Source organism: Vibrio sp. (genome assembly GCF_050299255.1).
In the GTDB taxonomy this organism is placed as follows: Bacteria; Pseudomonadota; Gammaproteobacteria; order Enterobacterales; family Vibrionaceae; genus Vibrio.
Genome location: NZ_JBNKVP010000023.1, coordinates 1 through 23,690 on the forward strand (window position 1 = coordinate 1; position 23,690 = coordinate 23,690).

At 48.8% G+C, this 23,690-nt stretch carries 18 protein-coding genes and 1 pseudogene; 10 read left to right on the forward strand and 9 right to left on the reverse strand.

Translation table 11 applies throughout. The features are described from left to right. Window positions 1-636 (reverse strand): annotated as a pseudogene (locus tag ACQY6F_RS08580) (flagellar sheath protein A); the annotation flags it as partial. 475 nt (window positions 637-1,111) lie between these two features. Between ACQY6F_RS08580 and ACQY6F_RS08585 the strand changes: the two are divergent. From ACQY6F_RS08585 to ACQY6F_RS08625, 9 genes are all read left to right on the forward strand, one after another. Then, window positions 1,112-2,659 carry a DUF3360 family protein gene (locus ACQY6F_RS08585; protein WP_428773658.1) on the forward strand — a complete coding sequence of 516 codons (1,548 nt, stop codon included), beginning with the start codon at window positions 1,112-1,114 and terminating at the stop codon, window positions 2,657-2,659. 280 nt (window positions 2,660-2,939) lie between these two features. Then, entirely contained in the window at window positions 2,940-5,216 is a 2,277-nt protein-coding gene (gene pflB, locus ACQY6F_RS08590; protein ID WP_428773660.1) for a formate C-acetyltransferase, read from the forward strand. Window positions 5,217-5,371: 155 nt separating this feature from the next. Continuing rightward, window positions 5,372-6,349 (forward strand): lipid A deacylase LpxR family protein, encoded by a 978-nt coding sequence (locus ACQY6F_RS08595; RefSeq protein WP_428773661.1) that lies wholly within the window; start codon window positions 5,372-5,374, stop codon window positions 6,347-6,349. A gap of 123 nt (window positions 6,350-6,472) precedes the next feature. Then, entirely contained in the window at window positions 6,473-7,213 is a 741-nt protein-coding gene (gene pflA, locus ACQY6F_RS08600; RefSeq protein WP_428773662.1) for a pyruvate formate lyase 1-activating protein, read from the forward strand. Between the two features lie 65 nt (window positions 7,214-7,278). After that, a complete protein-coding gene (locus ACQY6F_RS08605; protein WP_428773663.1) occupies window positions 7,279-7,950 on the forward strand; it encodes an energy-coupling factor ABC transporter permease in 672 nt (223 codons plus the stop codon). Window positions 7,951-8,058: 108 nt separating this feature from the next. Then, window positions 8,059-8,559 (forward strand): YfbU family protein, encoded by a 501-nt coding sequence (locus ACQY6F_RS08610; RefSeq protein WP_428773665.1) that lies wholly within the window; start codon window positions 8,059-8,061, stop codon window positions 8,557-8,559. Between the two features lie 319 nt (window positions 8,560-8,878). After that, window positions 8,879-10,813, forward strand: coding sequence for a PrkA family serine protein kinase (locus ACQY6F_RS08615; RefSeq protein WP_428773666.1), 1,935 nt, complete (start codon window positions 8,879-8,881; stop codon window positions 10,811-10,813). Window positions 10,814-10,897: 84 nt separating this feature from the next. Then, entirely contained in the window at window positions 10,898-12,169 is a 1,272-nt protein-coding gene (locus ACQY6F_RS08620) for a YeaH/YhbH family protein (protein ID WP_428773667.1), read from the forward strand. 9 nt (window positions 12,170-12,178) lie between these two features. Further along, window positions 12,179-13,723: a SpoVR family protein gene (locus ACQY6F_RS08625; protein ID WP_428773669.1), complete on the forward strand. Its 1,545-nt coding sequence runs from the start codon at window positions 12,179-12,181 to the stop codon at window positions 13,721-13,723. 71 nt (window positions 13,724-13,794) lie between these two features. On the opposite strand, the gene kdsB is transcribed toward ACQY6F_RS08625, so the two are convergent. Genes kdsB through ACQY6F_RS08650 form a run of 5 tightly spaced genes read right to left on the reverse strand, consistent with a single transcriptional unit; the run spans window position 13,795 to window position 19,751 of the window. Next, window positions 13,795-14,553 carry a 3-deoxy-manno-octulosonate cytidylyltransferase gene (gene kdsB, locus ACQY6F_RS08630; protein ID WP_428773670.1) on the reverse strand — a complete coding sequence of 253 codons (759 nt, stop codon included), beginning with the start codon at window positions 14,551-14,553 and terminating at the stop codon, window positions 13,795-13,797. After that, complete coding sequence (locus tag ACQY6F_RS08635; RefSeq protein WP_428773671.1) at window positions 14,553-14,732, reverse strand: Trm112 family protein; 180 nt, start codon at window positions 14,730-14,732, stop codon at window positions 14,553-14,555. Before ACQY6F_RS08635 ends, kdsB begins: the two co-directional genes overlap by 1 nt. Continuing rightward, on the reverse strand, window positions 14,713-15,720 hold the full coding sequence (gene lpxK / locus ACQY6F_RS08640) for a tetraacyldisaccharide 4'-kinase (protein ID WP_428773673.1): 1,008 nt from the start codon (window positions 15,718-15,720) through the stop codon (window positions 14,713-14,715). The genes ACQY6F_RS08635 and lpxK overlap by 20 nt, the downstream gene beginning before the upstream one ends. Window positions 15,721-15,722: 2 nt before the next feature. Continuing rightward, on the reverse strand, window positions 15,723-17,471 hold the full coding sequence (msbA, locus tag ACQY6F_RS08645) for a lipid A ABC transporter ATP-binding protein/permease MsbA (RefSeq protein WP_428773674.1): 1,749 nt from the start codon (window positions 17,469-17,471) through the stop codon (window positions 15,723-15,725). 33 nt (window positions 17,472-17,504) lie between these two features. Further along, window positions 17,505-19,751 carry a DNA internalization-related competence protein ComEC/Rec2 gene (locus ACQY6F_RS08650; protein ID WP_428773676.1) on the reverse strand — a complete coding sequence of 749 codons (2,247 nt, stop codon included), beginning with the start codon at window positions 19,749-19,751 and terminating at the stop codon, window positions 17,505-17,507. A gap of 8 nt (window positions 19,752-19,759) precedes the next feature. Between ACQY6F_RS08650 and ACQY6F_RS08655 the strand changes: the two genes are divergently transcribed. Further along, window positions 19,760-20,269 carry a DUF2062 domain-containing protein gene (locus ACQY6F_RS08655; RefSeq protein WP_428773677.1) on the forward strand — a complete coding sequence of 170 codons (510 nt, stop codon included), beginning with the start codon at window positions 19,760-19,762 and terminating at the stop codon, window positions 20,267-20,269. Between the two features lie 147 nt (window positions 20,270-20,416). Here the strand turns inward: ACQY6F_RS08655 and lolE are convergent, their stop codons facing one another. From lolE to lolC, 3 genes are read right to left on the reverse strand one after another with little or no spacing between them, the layout of a single operon-like run. Next, a complete protein-coding gene (lolE, locus tag ACQY6F_RS08660) occupies window positions 20,417-21,661 on the reverse strand; it encodes a lipoprotein-releasing ABC transporter permease subunit LolE (protein ID WP_428773679.1) in 1,245 nt (414 codons plus the stop codon). Further along, window positions 21,662-22,348 carry a lipoprotein-releasing ABC transporter ATP-binding protein LolD gene (lolD, locus tag ACQY6F_RS08665; RefSeq protein WP_428773681.1) on the reverse strand — a complete coding sequence of 229 codons (687 nt, stop codon included), beginning with the start codon at window positions 22,346-22,348 and terminating at the stop codon, window positions 21,662-21,664. Next, window positions 22,341-23,546, reverse strand: coding sequence for a lipoprotein-releasing ABC transporter permease subunit LolC (gene lolC / locus ACQY6F_RS08670; RefSeq protein WP_428773683.1), 1,206 nt, complete (start codon window positions 23,544-23,546; stop codon window positions 22,341-22,343). The genes lolD and lolC overlap by 8 nt, the downstream gene beginning before the upstream one ends. Between the last annotated feature and the right edge of the window lie 144 nt (window positions 23,547-23,690).

The window sequence follows — 23,690 nt, forward strand, 5'->3', positions numbered from 1 at the left end:
ATTCAGGTCGATCTGGTTACTCCCACCAGATGTACGACTGGCAGAGCCGCTGGTTTGGAAATATGCCGGCGCAGCTGCATTGGAGTCAGGAGCTATCGCAACAGCTGCAGTAGGTTCACTGGATTCTTCTATTGCTCGGTCACCTCGATAACAGGCATTGCTGCTTGCCTGCTGGGTGCGTACAGCAATAGTCATATTCTGCATCAGTGACTTATGTACGCCAAAAATATAGGACTCCCGGTCACCTGCCACCAAACCGCTATTCTCTTCCAGCGAAACATAACCGTTGTCCGGGATGTTATTGGCAGAAATGGAAACTATGCCATTACTAGGAATACCCGTGATAGTTTTGGAAGTCACGACAGCGCCTTGACTGTCGTGGAACAATATCTGAAAACCTCGGTCGGCAACGCGCGCCGCTATTACATTTCCATCTACCGATGTATCGTTAGCAAAAATCGCACAGCCGCTAGACACTTGGTTACTCGGAGTCGAATACAAATCGATCACTTGCCACTTATATACTAGTGGAGCAGGCTTGTAAGAGCCGCCCTCATCACCACCACCGCCGCCACAACCGACCAGGGCCAGAGAAATTGCAGTTGCCAGGGGCAAAGTTATTACGTTTTTCATCATAAATAGTCCTAACTGATTGGGTAGCGGCAATCATTTGCCGTTGCAATTTGATTCTGACTAGGTAACGCAATCTGCGTGCCAATTTTCAAACTGCCATTTTTCCTCAGCCCGCAGCACTATAAGTTTTTTTGAACAAACTTAACGCCTGTTAACATTTGAAAACAAATTACGAAATACGTTAACACTTTCGCGATTGAATTGTATTTATAGGTTAATCTTGTAGTTTAATTTCACATTTTGTCATTAAGTGATCTAAATCAATCACCCCAAGGGGTTAGCAAGCTACACTCGCCAACATGGACAAAGGCCTAGCAAGGCTCGGTTTGTATCAGCGTTGTCTACACTTAAGCACGTAGTCACTGCGCCGCAGACAACAAAAAGCCCTTTTAGGGCGGCACGAATACATAAGCGAGCTCAATTGCAGAACCAAGATTAGGCACCAAACCAAATACTAACTTTATAAAATGAGGAATCTATGTCAGACGCCATGAATAAAGTGCACTCTGATTCGGATATCGAAAACAAGAGTTACCAAGAGCTTCATCGTCCCGCATCAGAATTTGCAACTCGCTCGGACTACCTGGATCACGAACTTCAGATCATGAAGCCAAGACGGTTCGGACTGAACCTTCCTGGACGGGATTTCCGCTTTGAACTGGAAGATCTGGTTCCAGCCCTGGCAGGTACTATCGGCATTATTGCCATGTACTCAGCTGTGATGATGTCCTGGGCAGACGGCTTAACCCAAGCTTGGGATCACATTAACCTGGGTAAAGAGTTCGCTATCGAAGTGGCTCGCGTTGAGATGCTTATTCCAGCCCTCCTTTTCTGTGTCCTTGCTTCTGGATTTTTCAACCCGCGCGCAAACCTGGCCGGTAACCACGGCCCGATGATCCCGTTGATCGGTTCAATTGCTCTGGCTGGTGCTCACCCACTTGCTCTGGCTATTCTGTTGGGTGTTTTTGGTTTATTGCTCAGCTATTTTAAAGGTGGCTCAAAACTGGTTAACCTGACATCCCAAGGTACTGCCGGTGGCTTGTTGATCTTCCTTGGCTTTACCGGAACCATGAGCCAGATCGGCTCGATTCAAACTTGGGCAACCGGTCTGCAATCTGCCGACGTCGCCGCCGGTAGCATGGGTTATGTTGGCCTGCTGGTACTCGGTATCAACATTGCCGTTTATGCTTACCTGGCAAAAATCAACATGCGTTGGTTGGCCATCCCCGTCTGTGCCATTACCGGTCTGGTGATTGCATTGGCACTGGGCGCTGGGTTCGATCTGCAGTTTGAAACCGAAATGGGTCTGCCAAATCTGAATCCTGCCTACTGGTGGGGTAGCACAGAGACAGGCTGGCAACTGGGTCTGCCGAATATGGAGCACTTTATTGCCTCTCTGCCGTTCGCTATTCTGGCAGTCGCTATGTGGTCACCTGACTTCTTAGGTCACCGTATTTTCCAAGAATTGAACTATCCTAAGAAGACTGACAAAGTTCTGATGGACGTTGATGACACTATGACAATGTGTTCAATCCGTCAGATGGTGGGTACTGCAGTGGGTGGTGGTAACATTACTTCATCGTGGGGCACCTATATGATCCCTGCAGCAATCGCGAAGCGTCCAATCCCTGGTGGTGCGATTCTGCTAGGTTTGATCGTTATGACCGTTGCCGTGCTTGGTTTCCCGATGGACGTTGCGGTATGGCCACCAGTGATGCGTATTGCTCTGCTGGTTGGCGTATTCTTGCCACTGGTTGAAGCAGGTATGCAAATGGTTAAAGAAACTAACGACTCACAAGCCGCTGGTATCTGTATCTTTGCTTCTTTTGTGGCCAACCCGGTACTGGCTTGGGCACTGACAATGTTCCTGGACAACAACGGCCTAATCGGTGACAAAGAGCGCGCGGCGCGTTTGTCATTTGCCGATAAAGTCATCATTCCAGTCAGCGTCTTCATCATCTGTCTGGTGGCGATGTTGGCAGTCGGTATGCTAGAAGGCCAATACGGCATCCAAGCCTGGCTTTAAAAAAGTTGAACGGACGGCCTATGGCCGTCCTTATTTATTAAGTTTTTTTATCATTTATTGATTTAGTTTAAGGTTTGCAAAAAAATTTTAGTATACCTTGGACAACAGATAAGGATTACTACCCAGTAAGTAGTAATAATATGTATAGTTAATCGAATGTCACATCGACTATACATATTGTTATTTAATATAGAGTGTGCCGCTCCTCCGGTTTACCCGGTGTTCGCTGGCTCAACGGCGAAACGGCACGTGTTTTTTCTACTAAAAAGGTAGGTATGTCATGGCAGAGCAATTTGCTAAAGCTTGGGAAGGTTTTGCGGCAGGCGACTGGCAAAACGAAGTAAACGTTCGTGATTTCATTCAGAAGAACTACGCTCCTTATGAAGGCGACGAATCTTTCCTGGTTTCTGAAGGCACTGAAGCGACTAACAAGCTTTGGGCTAAGGTAATGGAAGGTATCAAACAGGAAAACGCGACTCACGCTCCAGTTGATTTTGATACTTCAGTTATCTCTACCATCACTGCTCACGATGCAGGCTACATTGAAAAAGACCTTGAAACTATCGTCGGTCTACAAACAGAAGCTCCTCTTAAACGTGCGATTATCCCTAACGGTGGTATCCGCATGGTTGAAGGTTCGTGCAAAGCTTATGATCGCGAACTGGATCCTCAAGTTAAAAAAATCTTTACTGAATACCGCAAAACGCACAACGCGGGTGTTTTCGATATCTACACTCCAGACATCCTGAAATGTCGTAAATCTGGTGTTCTGACTGGTCTTCCAGATGCATACGGCCGTGGTCGTATCATCGGTGACTACCGTCGTGTTGCCCTTTACGGTATCGACTTCCTGATGAAGGACAAACTGGCTCAATTCACTTCTCTGCAAGAGAAATTTGAGAACGGTGAAGACCTGCATATGACTATGCAGCTGCGTGAAGAAATTGCAGAGCAACACCGCGCACTGGGTCAAATTAAAGAAATGGCAGCTAAATACGGCTTCGACATTTCTCGTCCGGCTGAAACTGCTCAAGAAGCTATCCAGTGGACTTACTTCGGTTACCTGGCCGCAGTAAAATCACAAAACGGTGCCGCTATGTCTCTGGGCCGTACTTCGACTTTCCTGGACATCTTCATCGAGCGTGATATCGCAGCAGGTAAAATCACTGAAGAACAAGCTCAGGAAATGATCGACCACTTCGTGATGAAACTGCGTATGGTTCGTTTCCTGCGTACTCCTGAATACGATGAGCTGTTCTCTGGCGACCCTATCTGGGCAACAGAATCTATGGGCGGTATGGGTATGGACGGCCGTACACTGGTCACTCGTACCAACTTCCGTTTCCTGAACAGCCTGTACACTATGGGCCCATCTCCAGAGCCAAACATCACTGTACTTTGGTCTGAGCAGCTGCCTGACGGTTTCAAACGTTTCTGTGCAAAAGTATCTATCGATACTTCTTCTATCCAGTACGAAAACGACGACCTGATGCGCCCTGACCTAGAATCAGACGACTACGCGATTGCATGTTGTGTTTCTCCAATGATTGTGGGTAAACAAATGCAGTTCTTCGGCGCTCGCGCTAACCTGGCAAAAACCATGCTTTACGCAATCAACGGTGGTGTTGATGAGAAGCTGAAAATGCAGGTAGGTCCTAAGTCAGAAGCGATCACTGACGCAGTGCTAAACTATGACGACGTGATGGCTCGTCTGGACAACTTCATGGATTGGTTGGCGAAACAGTACGTCACCGCTCTGAACAGCATTCACTACATGCACGACAAGTACAGCTACGAAGCGTCACTGATGGCACTGCATGACCGTGATGTACGTCGTACTATGGCTTGTGGTATCGCTGGTCTGTCTGTTGCGGCTGACTCTCTGTCTGCCATCAAATACGCTACCGTCAAACCGGTTCGTGACGAAGATGGTATTGCCGTCGATTTCGAAATCGAAGGTGATTATCCTAAATTCGGTAACAACGATGCTCGCGTAGATGACATCGCATGTGAACTTGTTTCTACATTCATGAACAAGATCCGTAAACTGAAAACATACCGCGACGCGATTCCAACTCAGTCTATCCTGACAATCACGTCTAACGTTGTTTACGGTAAGAAAACTGGTAATACGCCTGATGGTCGTCGTGCTGGCGCTCCATTTGCTCCAGGTGCGAACCCAATGCACGGCCGTGATGAGAAAGGCGCAGTGGCTTCTCTGACTTCGGTTGGTAAGCTACCGTTCGCCGATGCTCAAGATGGTATCTCTTATACCTTCTCAATCGTGCCAAACGCGCTGGGTAAAGATGCTGGTTCTCAACGCGCTAACCTGGCTGGTCTGATGGATGGTTACTTCCACCATGAAACCGGTATTGAAGGTGGTCAGCACCTGAACGTGAACGTACTGAACCGTGATACTCTGGAAGATGCAGTTAAGCACCCTGAGAAATATCCTCAGTTGACCATTCGCGTATCAGGTTACGCCGTTCGCTTTAACTCACTGACTGCAGAGCAACAAGCTGACGTAATCGCACGTACCTTTACTGAGTCACTATAAGCTGACTGAGTTATCGTTGCAAAGCCCCGCTGATTAGCGGGGCTTTTTATTATCCATTGCTTTCACCCTGCCTGAATGTTTGTGAACACAATCAAACGCAGCAACGACTACTTCAGTCATAATGTCCTCTCATCATGTTGACTACTAGGATGTTTATGCACTGGGTTCTATTAACGCTGGGACTATTTTATTCCGCGTCTATTCTGGCTTCTGAGTCACCCACCCTGACGGTGGCACTCGACAACGACGGCGCGTTTGGTGTCGACCAGGATTATACCCATGGCCTGTTTTTCAGTTACAGCTCCGGCCGCTTATCAAAAGACTGGCACCAACAACCACTCAGCCTCTCCTACTGGCAAATCGATTCAGTCGACAAAATCAATATCACCATCGGACAGCAAATGTGGACACCGGCCGACATTGAGTCAAACCAACCGCAGGCTGATGACAGGCCTTACGCGGGGCTGATGTTTGCGGAATTCAATTATTACAGTACCAGTCCGGACCTAAGCCACAGGTTTGGCTTAATGGCAGGTACCACAGGAGAAAATTCATTTGCCCGATCCACTCAGAAACTGGCTCATACCGTGCTGGATACCACTCAGCCCAATGGCTGGGAATATCAGATAGAAAACAAATGGGTAGGTAATCTCAGTTATGCCAACCAGATCAAGTTGTGGCGCCAAACTACCCCGGCATTAGAGCGGGCCGAACTGTCAGCGTTGTCCGAAATTAATATGGGCAATTTTCGCCGCGATATCTCCGCCGGGCTGATGTTGCGCTGGGGCCAGGATCTGGCCAATAGTTTTGGTAGTGCCAGCGTCAACGCCGAACGGACTTTTCGTCCGGGAATGTTGGGGCAAGGTACTCAAGCATGGTTTTTGTTCTCTGGTATTTCAGTACGTTACCGGTTTTATGACCTAACCATAGAAGGCCTTCGTCCCGGACTCACTGTTCCTCAAAACTACGCCGTTGACGTTAAAAACCAGCAGGCAACGTTTACTCTGGGGCTGGCCTGGTACCGGCCTCATTTTGCGGCGAGCATCACCGCGTCGGCCTATAGTGCCGAATATTCACCATCTCGCCAGTCGGTGTATGGGGTGGCGGGAATGACCATCTCGTCCTTCTTCTAACTTATTGTTGTTCTGGGTTAATTCAACGCGATAAATTCTTGCTCAGTCAGGCTGCAAAAAATTAGGTTAAGCCTTGGTTTTGTAATAAAATAACAGCAAATTTCCCCCAGTAGAGACAACGCCATGTCAACAATTGGTCGTATCCATTCATTTGAATCTTGTGGAACAGTCGATGGCCCGGGTATCCGATTTATCGTCTTTATGCAGGGCTGTTTAATGCGGTGCATGTATTGCCATAACCGTGATACTTGGGATACCCACGGTGGCCGTGAAGTCACCGTTGAAGAAATTATCCAGGAAGCGAAATCTTACCGTCATTTTATGAACGCTTCGGGTGGTGGCATTACCTGTTCCGGTGGTGAGGCGATGCTGCAGCCTGAGTTCGTGCGTGACTTCTTCCGCGCCGCTCAGGCAGAGGGTATCCATACCTGCCTTGATACAAACGGATACATACGTAAACATACCGAAGTCATTGATGAAGTGTTGGCCGCTACCGACCTGGTCATGTTAGATATCAAACACATGAAAGATGAAATCCACCATGACTTCATCGGCGTTTCCAACCGCAGAACACTGGATTTTGCTCGCTATTTGCACAAAATCGGCCAAAAGACCTGGATACGTTACGTGGTGGTCCCCGGTTACACTGATGATGAAGAAGCTGCTCACATGTTGGGTGAATTTATTAAAGATATGGACAACGTCGAAAAAGTTGAACTGCTGCCCTATCACAAGCTCGGCGCGCATAAGTGGGAAGCTCTGGGATTAGAGTACCCACTGGAAGGTGTTGAACCTCCTAGCAAAGAAACTATGGATAAAGTAGTCGCAATTCTTGAGCAGTATCACTCTAACGTGACGTACTGATACCATCTGATGGCTGAATCGTAAAAAATACCAACCTACCCGGTTGGTATTTTTTTGGTGGTCGTGTGCTGTTAAGTGAACTGTTTTCGCTGTTAATGCTGTTGCTGGTGATACCCGCAGCTGTAAAAGATGCCAAACAGGCGTTGTTACCCAAAATGAAAATGGAACGCGGATTTCAGCATCTGACGTTTGCCACTGTATTCGCCCTCGGGCTACTTTGGTCAGCCCAAGCCGGAATCAAAGCCGACCTTAACATTCACTTTCTGGCCCTTACCACCATCACTATGATGTATGGCTGGCGTGTGGCGTTTCTGTTGTCCATCCCGGCCAGCATGATCAAAGCGCTGCTGGGTAATCTGGACTGGTCTGCCCTTCCAGAGTATCTGTTGATAAGTGCACTGATACCCATCTTGCTGACCTATTTGATATTTCTAGCCAGCTACCGTTGGCTGCCACGTAATATCTTCGTGTTTATCTTTGTGGCTGGATTTTTTAATGGTGGCGTGACCGGTACCTGTCATCTACTACTTAATGCCGCATACCTGCTTTTGCTTGGCAGCCACGACTGGGCAACCATTTACGACAACTACCTGATATTTTTGCCTCTGTTGGCCTTTCCCGAGGGGTTACTGAACGGTATGGCGCTGGCTATGTTGTGTGTTTTTAAACCAGAATGGCTGCGCACCTTTTCAGATAGAGACTATCTTTACAACCATCACCATAACGACCGGCGATAATTTGCAATATTAATAATGAATATGTGTTGAGATCATGTTTCAGATAACTGGAAGCGATTAACCTGTCTGCAGCACATTTAATAAGACTTTTAATATAGTGAGGCCAACATGGAAATGACCAACGCTCAACGCCTGATCTTATCCAACCAGTACCAATTGATGTCCAAGCTCGACCCGGAAAATGCAGCCAAATATCAACGCCTGCAAACCATCGTCGAGCGCGGCTATGCACTGCAAATGCGGGAACTTGATAAACACTTTGGCAGCCTGTCTGAGGCCGAATGTCGTGAAATCATCGATATCATGGAGATGTACCATGCCATGCAGGAATCTCATAAGATGCTCAGTGAACAGGACGGCAACCAGGTTGATATCCGCAGGCTGCAATTCTTAGGTTTCGATATCGCCACCGAAGCCCACCTGGTGCATTATGTCCGTTTTGTCGTTGATTCAGAGGGCCTGTACCCGCAGTTTGACAAGAGCGAGCATCACTACAACAGTCACACACCGATGCTGGAAAAATATCGTCGCATGCTGACCACCTGGCGCAACTGTCCACGTCAGTACCATTTATCGCCGACTGAACTTGCCCAAATCTATAACGCCTGATCACTCGTATCTGCAAGCCGGGTGCCGAGACGCCCGGCTTTTATTTCCCGTCACTTCAATAATCTACCCACCTAATCGCCAAGATCAAAACTCGCGATCTGACCTTCATCAGGCAAAACAGTAATAGATTCATATCATTCTGACCACAGACCGATGGCAAGATACTGCCAATTTCAAAATCTCAGTTTTGTCAAATGTCGTCAAATAAGCACATATTTTTTAAGCAAAATTCGCAATACCGACTAGCCTTATATAAAGAAGGATTTGTATTTCTATGCGGGTTGAGTGTCATCGAGACAGGTTCAGAGAGGGATTTATTATGAGTATTTTTGACCATTTCCAAGCACGTTATGAAGCTGCCAAGGACGAAGAGATATCAATACAGGAATTTTTAGCGCTTTGTAAAGATGACAAAAGCGCCTACGCCAACTCTGCCGAGCGTTTGCTGATGGCAATAGGCGAGCCTGAACTGATTGATACTGCACATGACCCTCGATTGAGCCGGATTTTTTCTAACCGCGTGATTTCACGCTATGAAACATTCAAAGATTTTTATGGCATGGAAGATGCCATAGAGCAAATTGTTTCATACCTGAAGCACGCCGCACAGGGGCTGGAAGAACGTAAGCAGATCCTCTACCTGCTCGGTCCGGTCGGTGGCGGTAAGTCATCTCTGGCAGAAAAGCTGAAAGCGTTAATGCAACAGGTACCAATTTATGTACTGTCAGCAAATGGCCAGCGCAGTCCGGTGAACGACCATCCGTTCTGCCTGTTTGATATCGAAGAAGATGGGGACTTACTGAAACAGGAATATGGCATCGAAAAACGCTACCTGCGCTCCATCATGTCACCTTGGGCAGCAAAACGTCTGCACGAGTTCGGCGGGGATATTTCCAAATTCAAAGTAGTGAAAGTCCGTCCTTCGATTCTCGATCAACTGGCGGTAGCCAAAACTGAGCCCGGTGACGAAAACAACCAGGATATTTCTTCACTGGTTGGTAAAGTGGATATTCGTAAACTGGAGCACTTCTCTCAGGATGACCCTGACGCCTACAGCTATTCTGGTGCATTATGTAAAGCCAACCAGGGGCTGATGGAATTCGTTGAGATGTTTAAGGCTCCGATTAAAGTGCTGCACCCGTTACTGACTGCCACCCAGGAGGGCAACTATAACGGTACTGAGGGGCTTTCTGCACTGCCATTTGACGGCATGATTCTGGCTCACTCCAATGAATCCGAATGGCAAACCTTCCGTAATAATAAAAACAACGAAGCATTTTTAGACCGGGTCTACATAGTGAAAGTGCCGTACTGTTTACGCGTATCGGAAGAAGTAAAAATTTACCAGAAATTGCTGGATCATTCAGAGCTAGCTAAAGCGCCTTGCTCACCAAGCACACTGGAGCTGCTGGCACAATTCAGTATTCTTTCCCGACTGAAAGAGCCGGAAAACTCGTCTATTTTCTCAAAAATGCGGGTTTATGATGGTGAAACGCTGAAAGATACTGATCCTAAAGCGAAAAGTTATCAGGAATACCGCGACTATGCCGGTGTAAACGAAGGTATGTCCGGGCTGTCAACCCGCTTCGCGTTTAAGATTCTCTCCAGGGTGTTCAACTTTGACCAAACGGAAGTGGCAGCCAACCCAGTTCATCTGTTCTACGTTATTGAACAGCAAGTTGAACGGGAGCAATTCCCTCAGGAAACGGCAGAAAAATATCTGGAATTCCTGAAAGGATACCTGGTACCTCGCTATGTGGAATTCATTGGTAAAGAGATCCAGACTGCATATCTGGAATCATATTCTGAATACGGTCAGAACATCTTTGACCGCTATGTAACCTACGCCGACTTCTGGATTCAGGACCAGGAATATCGTGACCCAGAAACCGGCCAGCTGTTCGACCGCTCTTCTCTCAACAGCGAGTTGGAAAAAATTGAGAAAACCGCCGGTATCAGCAATCCAAAAGATTTCCGTAACGAAATCGTTAACTTTGTATTGCGGGCCAGAGCCAATAACAAAGGCCATAACCCGGTTTGGACCAGTTACGAAAAACTGCGTACTGTTATTGAGAAAAAAATGTTCTCGAATACTGAGGAGTTACTGCCGGTCATTTCATTTAACGCGAAAACCTCGTCTGAAGACCAGAAAAAACACGACGATTTTGTCGCCCGTATGATGGAGAAAGGTTATACCGAGAAACAGGTTCGATTGCTGTCCGAATGGTATTTGCGTGTACGTAAATCCTCATAACTGCAGTTGATATACAGCCTGAATTGGTCTTGCTATCAGCCCGATGGCTGGTAGCGGGCCCTTGGATGTCCAGAGGGGTATTACATGGCGCAATTTATTGACAGACGTCTAAATGGCAAGAATAAAAGTGCGGTCAACCGACAACGCTTTTTACGCCGTTATAAAAAGCAAATTAAGGAATCAGTCGCTGATGCCGTCAATCGTCGCTCGATCACTAATACCGAGACAGGTGAAGACGTATCGATTCCACATCGAGACATTAAAGAACCGATTTTTCATCAAGGTAAAGGCGGTTTAAAGGAGCGTGTCCATCCCGGTAACGACCAGTTCATTACCGGCGATAAAATTGAACGGCCAAAAGGCGGCGGTCAAGGAAGTGGTGCTGGCGAAGGGGATGCCAGTCCAGATGGTGAAGGCCAGGATGAATTCGTATTCCAGATTTCAAAGGACGAATACTTAGATATTCTTTTCGAAGATCTGGCACTACCCAACCTGAAAAAGAACCAGATTAACAAGATCAAAGAGTGGAAGTCCCACCGCGCTGGTTTTCAAACTGCAGGGGTCCCGGCCAATATTGCGATTATTCGCTCACTGCAACAGTCTTTAGCGCGTCGTACCGCTATGACGGCCAGCAAACGTCGACTGCTGCATGAACTGGAGGAAGAACTAGACCGAATTGCCAATATGGAACCTGCTCAGGTAATAGAAGAAAAACGCCTGAAACAGGAAATAGAAGAGCTGCGAAAAAAAATCGATAGCGTACCGTTCATCGATACCTTTGACTTGCGATTTAAAAATTACGAGCGCAAGCCTGTGCCTTCCAGCCAGGCGGTGATGTTCTGTCTGATGGACGTTTCCGGTTCAATGGACCAGGCCACTAAAGATATCGCCAAACGGTTTTACGTCCTGCTTTACCTGTTCCTGAACCGAACTTATGAAAACGTCGAAGTGGTATTTATCCGCCACCACACTCAGGCGAAAGAAGTCGACGAACATGAGTTCTTCTATTCACAGGAAACCGGCGGCACCATAGTGTCTTCGGCTTTAAAACTGATGGATGAAATAGTCAAAGAACGTTACCCACTCGACCAGTGGAATATCTACGCAGCTCAGGCATCAGACGGCGATAACTGGGCGGATGATTCACCTCGCTGTAAAGAGCTGCTGGTCAATAGCCTGCTGCCAACCTGCCAATATTACGCCTACATTGAAATTACCCGGCGTTCACATCAGACCTTATGGCATGAATACGAGAAACTGCAGCACTCGTTTGATAACTTCGCCATGAAAAATATCCGCTCCGTGGAAGATATTTTCCCGGTATTCCGGGAGCTGTTCCACAAGGAAACTGCATAGGGAGGCGCTATGGCTACTGAGACCAAACGGGCAAGTAAGAAAAAAGACAAAATGCTGCCAGATGGACCAGACTGGACATTTGATCTGCTGGAGCGATACCACCAGGAGATCAAACGTGTCGCCGAGCACTATCGACTGGATACTTACCCTAACCAGATCGAGGTGATTACCTCGGAACAGATGATGGACGCTTACTCCAGTATCGGCATGCCGATTAATTACAATCACTGGTCTTTTGGTAAAAAGTTCATTCAAACTGAGCAGGGGTATAAACACGGCCAAATGGGCCTTGCCTATGAAATCGTGATTAATTCCGACCCATGTATTGCTTACCTGATGGAAGAAAATACCGTCACTATGCAGGCGTTGGTTATGGCCCATGCCTGTTACGGCCACAACTCGTTTTTTAAGGGTAATTACCTGTTCCAGACCTGGACAGACGCCAGTTCCATCATTGATTACCTGTTATTTGCCAAAAACTATATCGCAGAGTGCGAACAGAAATATGGCGTTGGGGAAGTTGAGGAGTTGATCGACTCCTGCCATGCCCTGATGAATTATGGGGTTGACCGATATAAACGACCGGAAAAAATTTCCATCGCCGAAGAAAAAACCCGCCAGGAGGAACGTGAAGCTTACTTGCAATCACAAGTAAACGACCTGTGGCGTACGGTACCGAAATCAAAATCAAAAGAGGCAGACATTAAAGTTCGCTTCCCGAGCGAACCGCAGGAAAACATTCTCTATTTCATTGAGAAGCACGCCCCCTTGCTGGAACCCTGGCAACGGGAGATCGTCAGGATCGTACGTAAAATCAGCCAGTATTTTTATCCGCAGAAACAGACTCAGGTAATGAACGAAGGCTGGGCTACGTTCTGGCACTACACCATTCTTAATCATCTCTATGATGAAGGGTTAGTGTCCGACAAGTTCATTCTGGAGTTTCTCCACAGCCACACGGCTGTTGTTGCCCAGCCAGCTTACAACAGCCCGTATTTCAGTGGTATTAACCCATATGCGCTTGGTTTTGCTATGTTCAGGGACATTAAACGGATATGTGAAGAACCTACTGAGGAAGATTACGAGTGGTTCCCTGAGCTTGCCGGTACAGACTGGCTGGATGCGGTGCATTTTGCAATGCACAACTTTAAGGACGAAAGCTTTATCAGTCAGTATCTATCACCACGTTTAATGCGCGAATTCAAGTTTTTCGCCATTCTGGATGATGATCGCAAAAACTACATCGAAGTGAGCGCCATACATGATGATTCAGGCTATCAGCAAATCCGGCAGAAACTGGCGGCGCAGTATAACCTCAGCAATCTGGAACCCAATATCCAGGTATTTAACGTCGATGTCCGCGGTGACCGCTCGTTAACGCTGCAATACGTACCGCACGACCGAATTCCGCTCGATGACAGCTGTGAAGAGGTACTGAAACATTTATACCGTTTGTGGGGCTTTGACGTGGTTCTGGAGGAAGTGAAAGAAACCGGTCGCCGGGAGATCATTGCCAGTTGCCCGAAACGTAACGATTATGACAACGGCATGTAAAACACAAACCTTTCAGATGCAACCAAAAGAAAAAGGCCCTGTTCAGGGCCTTTTCAATCATCTGAGTGCCATTAAACTTGGCCCTGTTCGACAATCTGCCTTACCACCTCAAGGTCTTCCGGGGTATCGACCCCGGCCGCTGGTGCCTGACTTGCAACATCAACGTGGATTTTTTCGCCGTACCAGAGCACACGTAACTGCTCCAGAGACTCAATTTTTTCCAGGATGGAGGGTTGCCAGTTGATGTAGGTATTAATGAAACCAGCCCGGTAAGCATAAATACCTATATGGCGCAGCAACGGCTGACCGATCACTTTGTCACCTGTAGCGAAGTTATCGCGATCCCATGGGATAGTCGCACGACTGAAATAGAGTGCGTAGCCGTCTTTGTCAGTCACCACTTTCACCACATTCGGATTAAACACCTCGTCCGCATCGGTAATTTCCACTGCCAAAGTGGCCATCGGTGCCTGACTATTGGCCAGGTTATCCGCAACTTGACGAATGATTTCAGCCGGAATAAGCGGTTCATCACCCTGAACGTTGACCACAATGTGCGAATCATCTATCGCCAGTTTGTCCACCACTTCCGCTAATCGCTCAGTGCCGGACTCATGGCTGTCAGAGGTCATGCAAACCTGGCCACCAAACGCCAGCACAGCTTGCTCAATGCGGGCATCGTCAGTGGCCACGACCACCTGGTCGGCACCTGACTGGAGAGCCCGTTCGTAGACCCACTGGATCATCGGCTTGCCACAAATATCAGCCAAAGGTTTACCCGGTAAACGACTGGATTGATAGCGGGCGGGAATCACCACGGTAAATGACATCAGCGTTTCTCATCCATTGACATAGTGCGGGCCTCTTGCTCCAATAACACTGGGATACCATCGCGGATTGGATAAGCTAATCGATCCAGTTTACAGATAAGCTCCTGATTATCTTTATCAAAAACCAGTTTACCTTTACAGACCGGGCAAGCGACGATTTCAAGCAGACGGTGATCCATGGTTGTTTATTACCTCTTTGATTCGATTCAATATATGCTCTGAATCTTGCTCTGAAAACGTGGCATCTACCGGTAAGTACCACCAATTGTTATCAGCGAATTGAGCACATTTTACGGCGTCTTTTTCTGTCATTATGACGTTACTGCCTTGCTGCGCAAGTGCTTCCAGCTCAGCAGGGTTAAAATCTTGATGATCGGCAAAACTTTGCGTTTTAACCAGCGTGGCACCCAATGAGTGCAAGGTAGCAAAAAAGCGCGGTGGATGGCCAATTCCAGCGAACGCCACCAAGCGCTCCAACTGAGTCACCGGTCGCTGTTCTCCTGTGACCAGGTTAACCGCTTGTTGTGGAGTCAGAGTCATTGGCAGTTCACCTGGCTGGGCCTTACCGCCATTGGTGATCAGCAGATCCACCTGCTCAAGGCGCGACATAGGTTCCCGCAATGGCCCCATAGGGATAAGTTGCTGGTTGCCAAATCGCCGCACACCATCAATCACCACCAATTCCAGGTCACGCTCAAGCGCATAATGCTGCAATCCATCATCGGTAATAATGACATCAACATGCTGGTCAAGCAGCGCTTTTACTGCTTCAGATCGTACCGGCGCGACGGCAACAGGCACTTTGGTTCTTTGGAAAATCAGCTTAGGTTCGTCGCCACTATGGTTAACCGGCGTCTGCTCATTCACTTGCAACGGGTAACCGGGGGCTTTGCCACCATAGCCACGCGAAACCACTCCGGGACGATAGCCCAGCGCCAGTAACTGCTCCACCAGCCAGATCACCACCGGGGTTTTACCGTTACCACCAGCGGTAATATTGCCGACCACCACTATGGGCACAGGCGCCCGATAACGTGTTTTTTTACCGCTGAGGTAGGCTTCTCGACGATGGGTACTGATTCGTCCGAATAACAGGCTGAGTGGCCATAGCAGCCACCCTAGCCAATATTTTGCCGGATGATTCTCAAACCAGATTTTTTCAAACACAGTTACTGCCCAAACTGGATGCTGTGCAACTGGGCATATGCACCATCTTGTTCAATCAACTGAGTGTGAGCTCCGCGTTCAATGATCTCGCCTTCATCGACCACCAGGATTTCATCAGCACCTTCAATGGTAGACAGACGGTGCGCAATCACCAGCACGGTTTTATTTTTCTGCAGCTCATCCAGAGCCGCCTGGATTGCTTTCTCAGATTCCGTATCCAGCGCAGACGTTGCCTCGTCCAGGATCAGCACAGGAGCATCGCGCAACAGAGCCCGGGCGATAGCAATACGCTGTCTTTGTCCTCCTGACAGGCTGGCACCGTTCTCACCAATCATAGTATCCAAACCATCATCCAGATTATCGATGAAATCCATTGCGTGGGCCAGGCGGGCTGCTTGCTCGATTTGTTCACGGGTGTATTTTTCAGTTGCTGCATAGGCAATGTTGTTGGCGATGGTGTCGTTAAACAGGTGCACATTTTGTGACACCAGCGCAAAGTGACTACGCAAGTTGGTTAACTGATACTCACGAATATCATGGCCATCCAGCAGGATCGCCCCTGAATCGACGTCGTAGAAGCGGGTAAACAGGTTGGCGATCGTACTCTTACCCGAGCCGGAACGCCCGACCAAGGCCAGCGTTTTGCCTTGTGGAATCTTGAGACTCACCTCTCTAAGCGCCGGTTTTTCTTTGCCCTGATAGGTAAAAGTGACATCTTTCAGCTCAATTTCGCCCTGCACTTTTTCCGGAGCGTAAGTGCCTTTATCCTGCTCGGTTTCCAGATCCATTAGTGAGAACAGAGTTTGGCTGGCCGCCATACCACGTTGGAAATCAGAAGTGACGCTGGTCAGCGCTTTAATAGGACGCATCAGACCAAACATAGCCGAGAACACCACAGTGAACGTACCTGGTGTCAGCTCGCTGCGAATTGATTCGACGCTCGCCAGCAGTAATACCGTCACCAGTGCAATTGAAGCAATCAATTCAATCACTGGATTAGCAATCGCCTGGGCAGCCACCAGTTTCATGTTCTGCTGACGCATCTGGTTGCTTACCTGGTCAAATCGTTTAGTTTCAACATCCTGACCGCCATAGCTGAGTACCACTTTGTGGCCTTTGAGCATCTGTTCCGCCGATGATGTTACATGGCCCATGGCGTCCTGCATATTGTGGGAAATCTTCCGAAAGCGTTTAGAGACCACTCCGATTCCCTTGGCTACGATCGGCGCGACAACAAACAGCACCAGTGAAAGCTGCCAACTGTTCCAGAACATCAGCACCAGCAAACCGATGATACTGGCACCTTCACGCACCATGATCACCAGTGCACGACTTGTTGCTCCGGCTACCTGCTCTGAATCATAGGTGATTCGGGACAACAGGCCGCCAGTGGATTCTTTGTCAAAAAACGAAACCGGCATATGCATGAACTGGTGGAATATTTTGCGACGCATCTCCATCACCACATTGCCGGAAACCCAGCTCAGACAATATGCGGAAACGAAGCTGCTAGCGCCGCGTAAAGCCATCATACCCATGATAATGAAAGGCAATACACGTAAAAAATCGGATTCTGCATTACCAAAGCCCTCATCCAGCAATGGTTTAAGCAGTGATACCATATAGGTTTCAGAAATCGCACTAATGATCAGTGCCACGACGGCAACCGCCAACCCGGCTTTATATTGACGTATGTAGTTCCACAGTCGGCGGAAAGTTTGCCAGGTAGTTTTGTCGGTATATATGGACATATGAAGACACGATTTTGTAATTACAAGAACGCGCTATTCTACTCTGTTCCTGAGCATCTGCCTATACCAAGCACTGCCATGGGTGTCACGCCAAGACTGATGACGCCAGCCGGTTGGTGAAATTACCAGCGAAACTTGCCCTTTGCTACCGGTATCCCACCATTCACCGTACTGGTGATAGCGCCTACGCACAGAAGCAGCCGGTAGATTCCAGTGATTGAATTTGGCTAAAGAAGCAATGGCTAATCTGGCCTTAACCGCCTCTACCAAAGCCTGACTGGAAGAAGTCGAACTGCCATGGTGTGGCACTACAATTACATCACTGGCGACAGCCTCAGGCTGCTGCAGGATAAGATACTCCGCCAGTTTGGGAATATCGCCGGTCAGCAACAAGCGAAACTGGCCATCGGTCACTAACACAACGCAAGAGTGAGGATTGCGGGCCTGGCTGACGACACTGGGGGGCCAAAGAACTTGAAATGTCAGCTGCTTCCATTGCCACTGCTGTGACCAATCACAAGCCTGGTAACCGGACAATGATTGACTGGCCCGTTGCCAGCTCGGATTCCAACGCTCAATAAAATCCTCTCGACCACCGGCATGATCGTTATCTAAGTGACTGATGATTAAGCCTTCTACTTGCTGAATGTTTTTATCTAGCATCACAGGAGACACCACCGAAGAAACCACACTGCCCGACTCCCAGCTTGCACCGGTATCATATAAGACGACCTCACCCTGCTGTTCTATCAGTACAGCCAGACCGTGGCCGACGTCCAGTATATCTACCCGCCACTGCTCCGGCGGCGGCTCGGCCCAACGCTCAACTATTACACTCATCAGGCATGCCGAGACCAGCCACTTTCCCTGTCGAGACAACCAGGGAAATAGTATCGCCATCACCGCCGCGCTGGCGATCAGCCACCACTGCTGGGAGGTGACCGGCCACCAACTGGTGTCTGCAAAGTGAAGTGACCAGCTGACCGGCCAGAACGTCATATCCAGCCATTGCCAAAGCTGGCCGCTAAACGGAATAGTCAATGAGCTAAAGAAGAGTGCCACAAAAAGCAGCGGGACAATGACCACGCTGAACCAAGGCACCCAAAGCAAGTTATAACCAGCCGCACTGAGGCTAATACCCTGAAAACTCTTGGCGAGCACTGGCGTCATCAGGACCAACAATATCGCCTGCAAATAGAGTGGCTTCAATATCGGATGAAGGTGGATAAAGCGAGGCTGGGATACCGCATACACCACTACTGCGTAGGCTGAAAATGAGAGCCAGAAACTGACCGAACAAGTGACAAACGCGTCCAGGGCCAAGCTGACACTACCCACTAGTAAAATTCGGTTTAATGGCGTTATTCGCCACTGTAGTAACAGCAATATTGCATTGAGCCAACAGATCATCAGCGCCCGTTGCGTCGGCAAGGTAAAACCGGCCAGCCAGGCATAAACTAACGCTAAACCAGAGCCCAGCAATAGAGGAAGCCAAAGCTGGCCAGGGAGTAATCTGAGCACAGCAAAACCCAACCAGTACCCTAGCGCAAATGCCACACCGATGTGCAGTCCGGAGATCGCCACCAAATGGCTTAACCCGCTGTTGCGCAACCCAAGCCATTGACTGTCCGGTATCGCGTCGCGTTCCCCAAATGCCAATGCGCGTATTAAACCGTAGTGCGCTAAATCTTGGGTCGCTTGCGTGACTCTATCAAGTATTCGATTCCGAACATTGCTCTGATCCAACAGATAATAACTTTGTGAGCTATCTAAATTTGCCCGGGCGACCACATGCTGACTAAGATAAAAGCGTTCTGAGTCAAAACCTGCCTGATTGAAGTAACCGGTGATTGGCGCCAGATGCACCCTTGCATGAACCGTAGCATTCAGTGCCGGTTTAATTGGCAGTGTTAGTCTAACCGTCGCTTGTTGCCAGAACGGTAAGGGACGATTTTCAATCTGGCTGATTGTGGCCAAACCTACATATCCATAGCGACTTGAAGTAAAAATGCTGTCAATTGTCGCAGTTATGGTAATATTGTCCCCGGACTGATCAAGGGTATGTCGCTGCCAGCTAAGCAGATTTCCATGCATAATCGCAACCATCAGACCAAATGTAATGCCAAGAAAGTAAGGGAACACTTTATAATGTCTGCAGGCCAGCAGACATACAGACAACGGTATCAACCACCAGCTGCTAGGCAACACAGGCCAGTGAGGCATGGACACCATCACTAAAACAAAAGATAGCAATGTCCAGTAATTATTAACGAGAGTCATAATCCCTTATGCCTAGAAAGTTCATAAAGCGTTTTATGCCTGACCACGAAGTTATTAAGCGGCAAAAGGCATTAAAGGTCTTTGGCAACGTGCTGTATAACCCAAACCTATGGTGTTTGAATCGCCGTTCTGCGTCAGGTGCATTTGCCGTTGGTTTGTTTATGGCTTTTGTCCCGCTCCCCAGCCAGATGATCATGTCGGCCGGTTTAGCCATTCTTTTGGGTGTCAATTTGCCTTTGGCCGTAGCTTTGGTCTGGGTGAGCAACCCAATTACCATGCCAGTATTGTTCTATTTCGCCTATAAACTCGGCGCCTGGGTGATGCATATTCCACCGCAGCAATTTCACTTTGAACTTTCGTGGGAATTCATCCTCAACCAGATGTCGGCCATCGGCCCACCCTTTTTACTCGGTTGTTTTATCTGCGGTATCGTGTCTGCTGTGATCGGGTACATTGGAATTAAAGGATTGTGGCGCTATTCCGTGGTTCGCAGCTGGCAACGGCGTCAGGTACGCTAACTGGCGACCCAAAAGGATTCAAGTGGGAATACATGCCGTTGCGACTGAATCACTGTCACACTGTAAAAGGTTTGTCGCGACGGTATGATGTTTGCCGAATCAGATAGTAAAAAGGACCATTTGGTCCTTTTTACTTTGCACTCAGCTTTATTTGGCACTCAACACGGAGGCCGGGTTGAGTTTGCTGGCTCGCGAGGCCGGATACCAGGTCGCCAACAAGCTTAATGCGATAGCTGTCCCGGACACTAAAATGACATCACCGCTCTCCACCACCGATGGCAGGAAGTCGACAAAATAGATATCACCAGATAAAAAGTGATGATCAAGCAGTCGCTCAAGCTGTTTGATCATAGCGGTCAGGTTTAACGCCAGCAATACACCAATCAGGCTACCGGCCAGGCTGCCAAGTACCCCGGAAAACACGCCCTGCCAGACAAAAATGCGCTTAATCGGGCCATCGCTGGCGCCCATGGTGCGTAAAATCGCAATGTCTGAGGCCCGGTCTTTCACCGCCATCATCAGGGTGGAGACAATATTAAAGCTCGCCACACCAATAACCAGTATCATCACCAGATACATAATGGTGCGAACCAGTTGAATGTCACGATACAAATAGCCGTACTTTTGCTGCCAACTGCGTAAGTAAACATAGACATCCAGCTGGTTACCGATTTCCCTCACAATAGAGGTCGCCTGCAACACTTCAGAGACCTTGATACTGACGCCACTCACGGCATCGTCCAGTCTGGCGTATTGCTGGGCATCGGCCAGCGGAACAATAGCCAGGTTATGATCTATCTGCCCATTCAGGGTCAGCAGCCCAGAGATACGCACTCGAATCCGTCTGGGGGTCTGCATTTTTGTCGGATCACTGTTGGCTGGCAGCATCAGGGTAATATGGTCACCCACTTTGGCCCCTAACGCCGCAGCCACACCTTGTCCTAAAATAATTTGCTGCTGTCCGGGACTAAAGCTCTGCCAGGCCGTAGTATCAATATACTCAGTCAGGCCAGACACCTGTGGCTCGAGTTGTTTGTCGATTCCGCGCAGCTCTATCGCCTTAAGTTGCCGGCCTTTTTCTGCCAGTGCAGTCAAACGCACATAGGGCGCCGCCGCAACCACTCGCGGATGCTTAACGCTTTGTCTCATCAGGGAGTCCCACTGCACGACCGGGCCTTTTACCCCCTCAAATTCACCGTGGGGGATCACAGACAACACCCGGTTGTTCAGTTCCCGTTCGAAACCGTTCATGGCAGACAAGCCCACGATGACGACCGCAACTCCTACCGCGATACCTATGGTCGACGACATCGAAATAAACGACACCATCTTATTGCGCTTTTTACCGCGACTGAATCTACGACCAATTAGCAGAGAAAGTGAGGCAAACACTTAATCCTCCCCCACGCTGATCAGCAAGCCATCTTGCATATGCAGCTGTCTGTCCATTTTTGCCGCCAGTTCGCCGTCGTGGGTAACCACTAAAAACGCCGTGCCCGATTGTTGGTTTAGTTCACGCATCAAATCGTATATCGCCAGTGCCGTGGCATGATCCAGGTTGCCGGTAGGTTCATCTGCCAGTACCAGAGCCGGGTTATTGACCAGTGCCCGGGCAATCGCAACCCGCTGTCGTTCTCCTCCTGACAGTTCGGCTGGCCGGTGTTCAAGCCGATGTGCTAAGCCGACTTTCGTCAGTAACTGACCAGCCTGCTGTTTCGCCTGGCTGGCCGAAACTCCGCCAATTAATAGCGGCATGGCGACATTCTCCAGCGCAGAAAAATCGGCCAACAGATGATGAAACTGATACACAAAACCTAAGTGCTTATTACGCAGTTTGGCCTGACGGTTGGAATTCAACCGAGCCAGGTTTTCGCCCATAAAGGTTACCTGACCATCGGTGGCATCATCCAAAGCACCCAGTATATGAAGAAGAGTGCTCTTGCCTGAACCGGAAGTCCCGATAATGGAAATCAGTTCACCAGGTTGCATCGTGAAGCTGACGCCTTGTAATACTTGAGTGTCGACGGCGCCATCGTGGTAGGTTTTACATACATGGTCGCACTGCAACAGATTATTCATATCTTAATGCCTCAGCAGGTTTTACGGATGAAGCCCGGTAGGAAGGTAAAATAGTGGCCAACAGACTCAGCGCTATCGCCAACGCTACAACAGCCAGTATTTGCAGTGGATCAATCACCACTGGCAGGTCACGGCCGACCTGAAACAACGCCACACCCATCGCACTCAGCAGGCTATTAAGATTACTGGCTAACAATACACCCAGCACCCCTCCCAGCACGGCACCAATCACCCCGCTGCTGGCTCCCTGAACCATAAAGATGGCCAGCACCTGATGATCGGTCATCCCCTGAGTTTTTAGAATGGCCACTTCGGATTGCTTTTCCATCACCACCATAATTAATGCGGATATGATATTGAACGCGGCAACGCCGATGATCAGGCCCAGCATCAGCCCCATCATATTTTTTTCCATCCGCACGGCCTGAAACAGTTCGCCGCGCTGATCACGCCAGTCACGCCATAGCCAACCTTCAGGTAGAGGCCGGTTTGCCAGCTCGGACACCACAAAAGGATCGTCAAAATAGAGCCGCCAACCACTGATCTGATCGCGGCCAAACCGCATCAGCTTACCCGCATCATTTAAATGGGTAACCATCAACTGGCCATCAATATCCGACCCGGTATTAAAGATAGCGGCGACGGTAAAATTTCGCTGGCTCGGAATTCGGCCAAGCGGCGTATACTGGCTGGCGCTTGTGACCATCAGGCGGACTTTGTCGCCCGGAGAGACGTTCAGGGTTTGTGCCAGGCTATATCCAATCGCGATTCGGTACTCACCGGCTTGCAACATCTGCATCGAACCTGCGATCAAGTGATCCGCAATTGGATCGTGCAGATTTGGTTCAACACCGAGCAAGTAGCCCGCCGATAGCTGGGCTGCACTTTGAATCACTGCCTCACTGGTGATCACTGGCTGCGGCTCAGAAGCTGTCGACAGCTCACGGGCAAACATAGGTGGCTCACTGGTACGCAGAGTTTTGCCCTGCTGGGACACAATAGCCTGTGGCAACACGCCCAGGATCCGGCCTTTCAACTGAGCTTCAAAGCCATTCATCACCGACAGCACGGTGACCAGTGACAACACACCAATCACTATGCCCGCCGTGGACATATAAGAGACAAAACGGCTGAAGCGATCACCGGAGCGTCCGCGCATATAGCGCAATCCAATGAAGGCCGACACAGGATGAAACATAGTTAAAACCACCAGAAAAAGTTGCCAGATACTGTAACGATTAATCCGCCAAGGTTGTAGCCCTAATTTGTGAAATCAACTTTAAATGAGGGATTTACACCCGGTTAACTTGATAAGTTGACCGGTATGACGATAATCAGATCA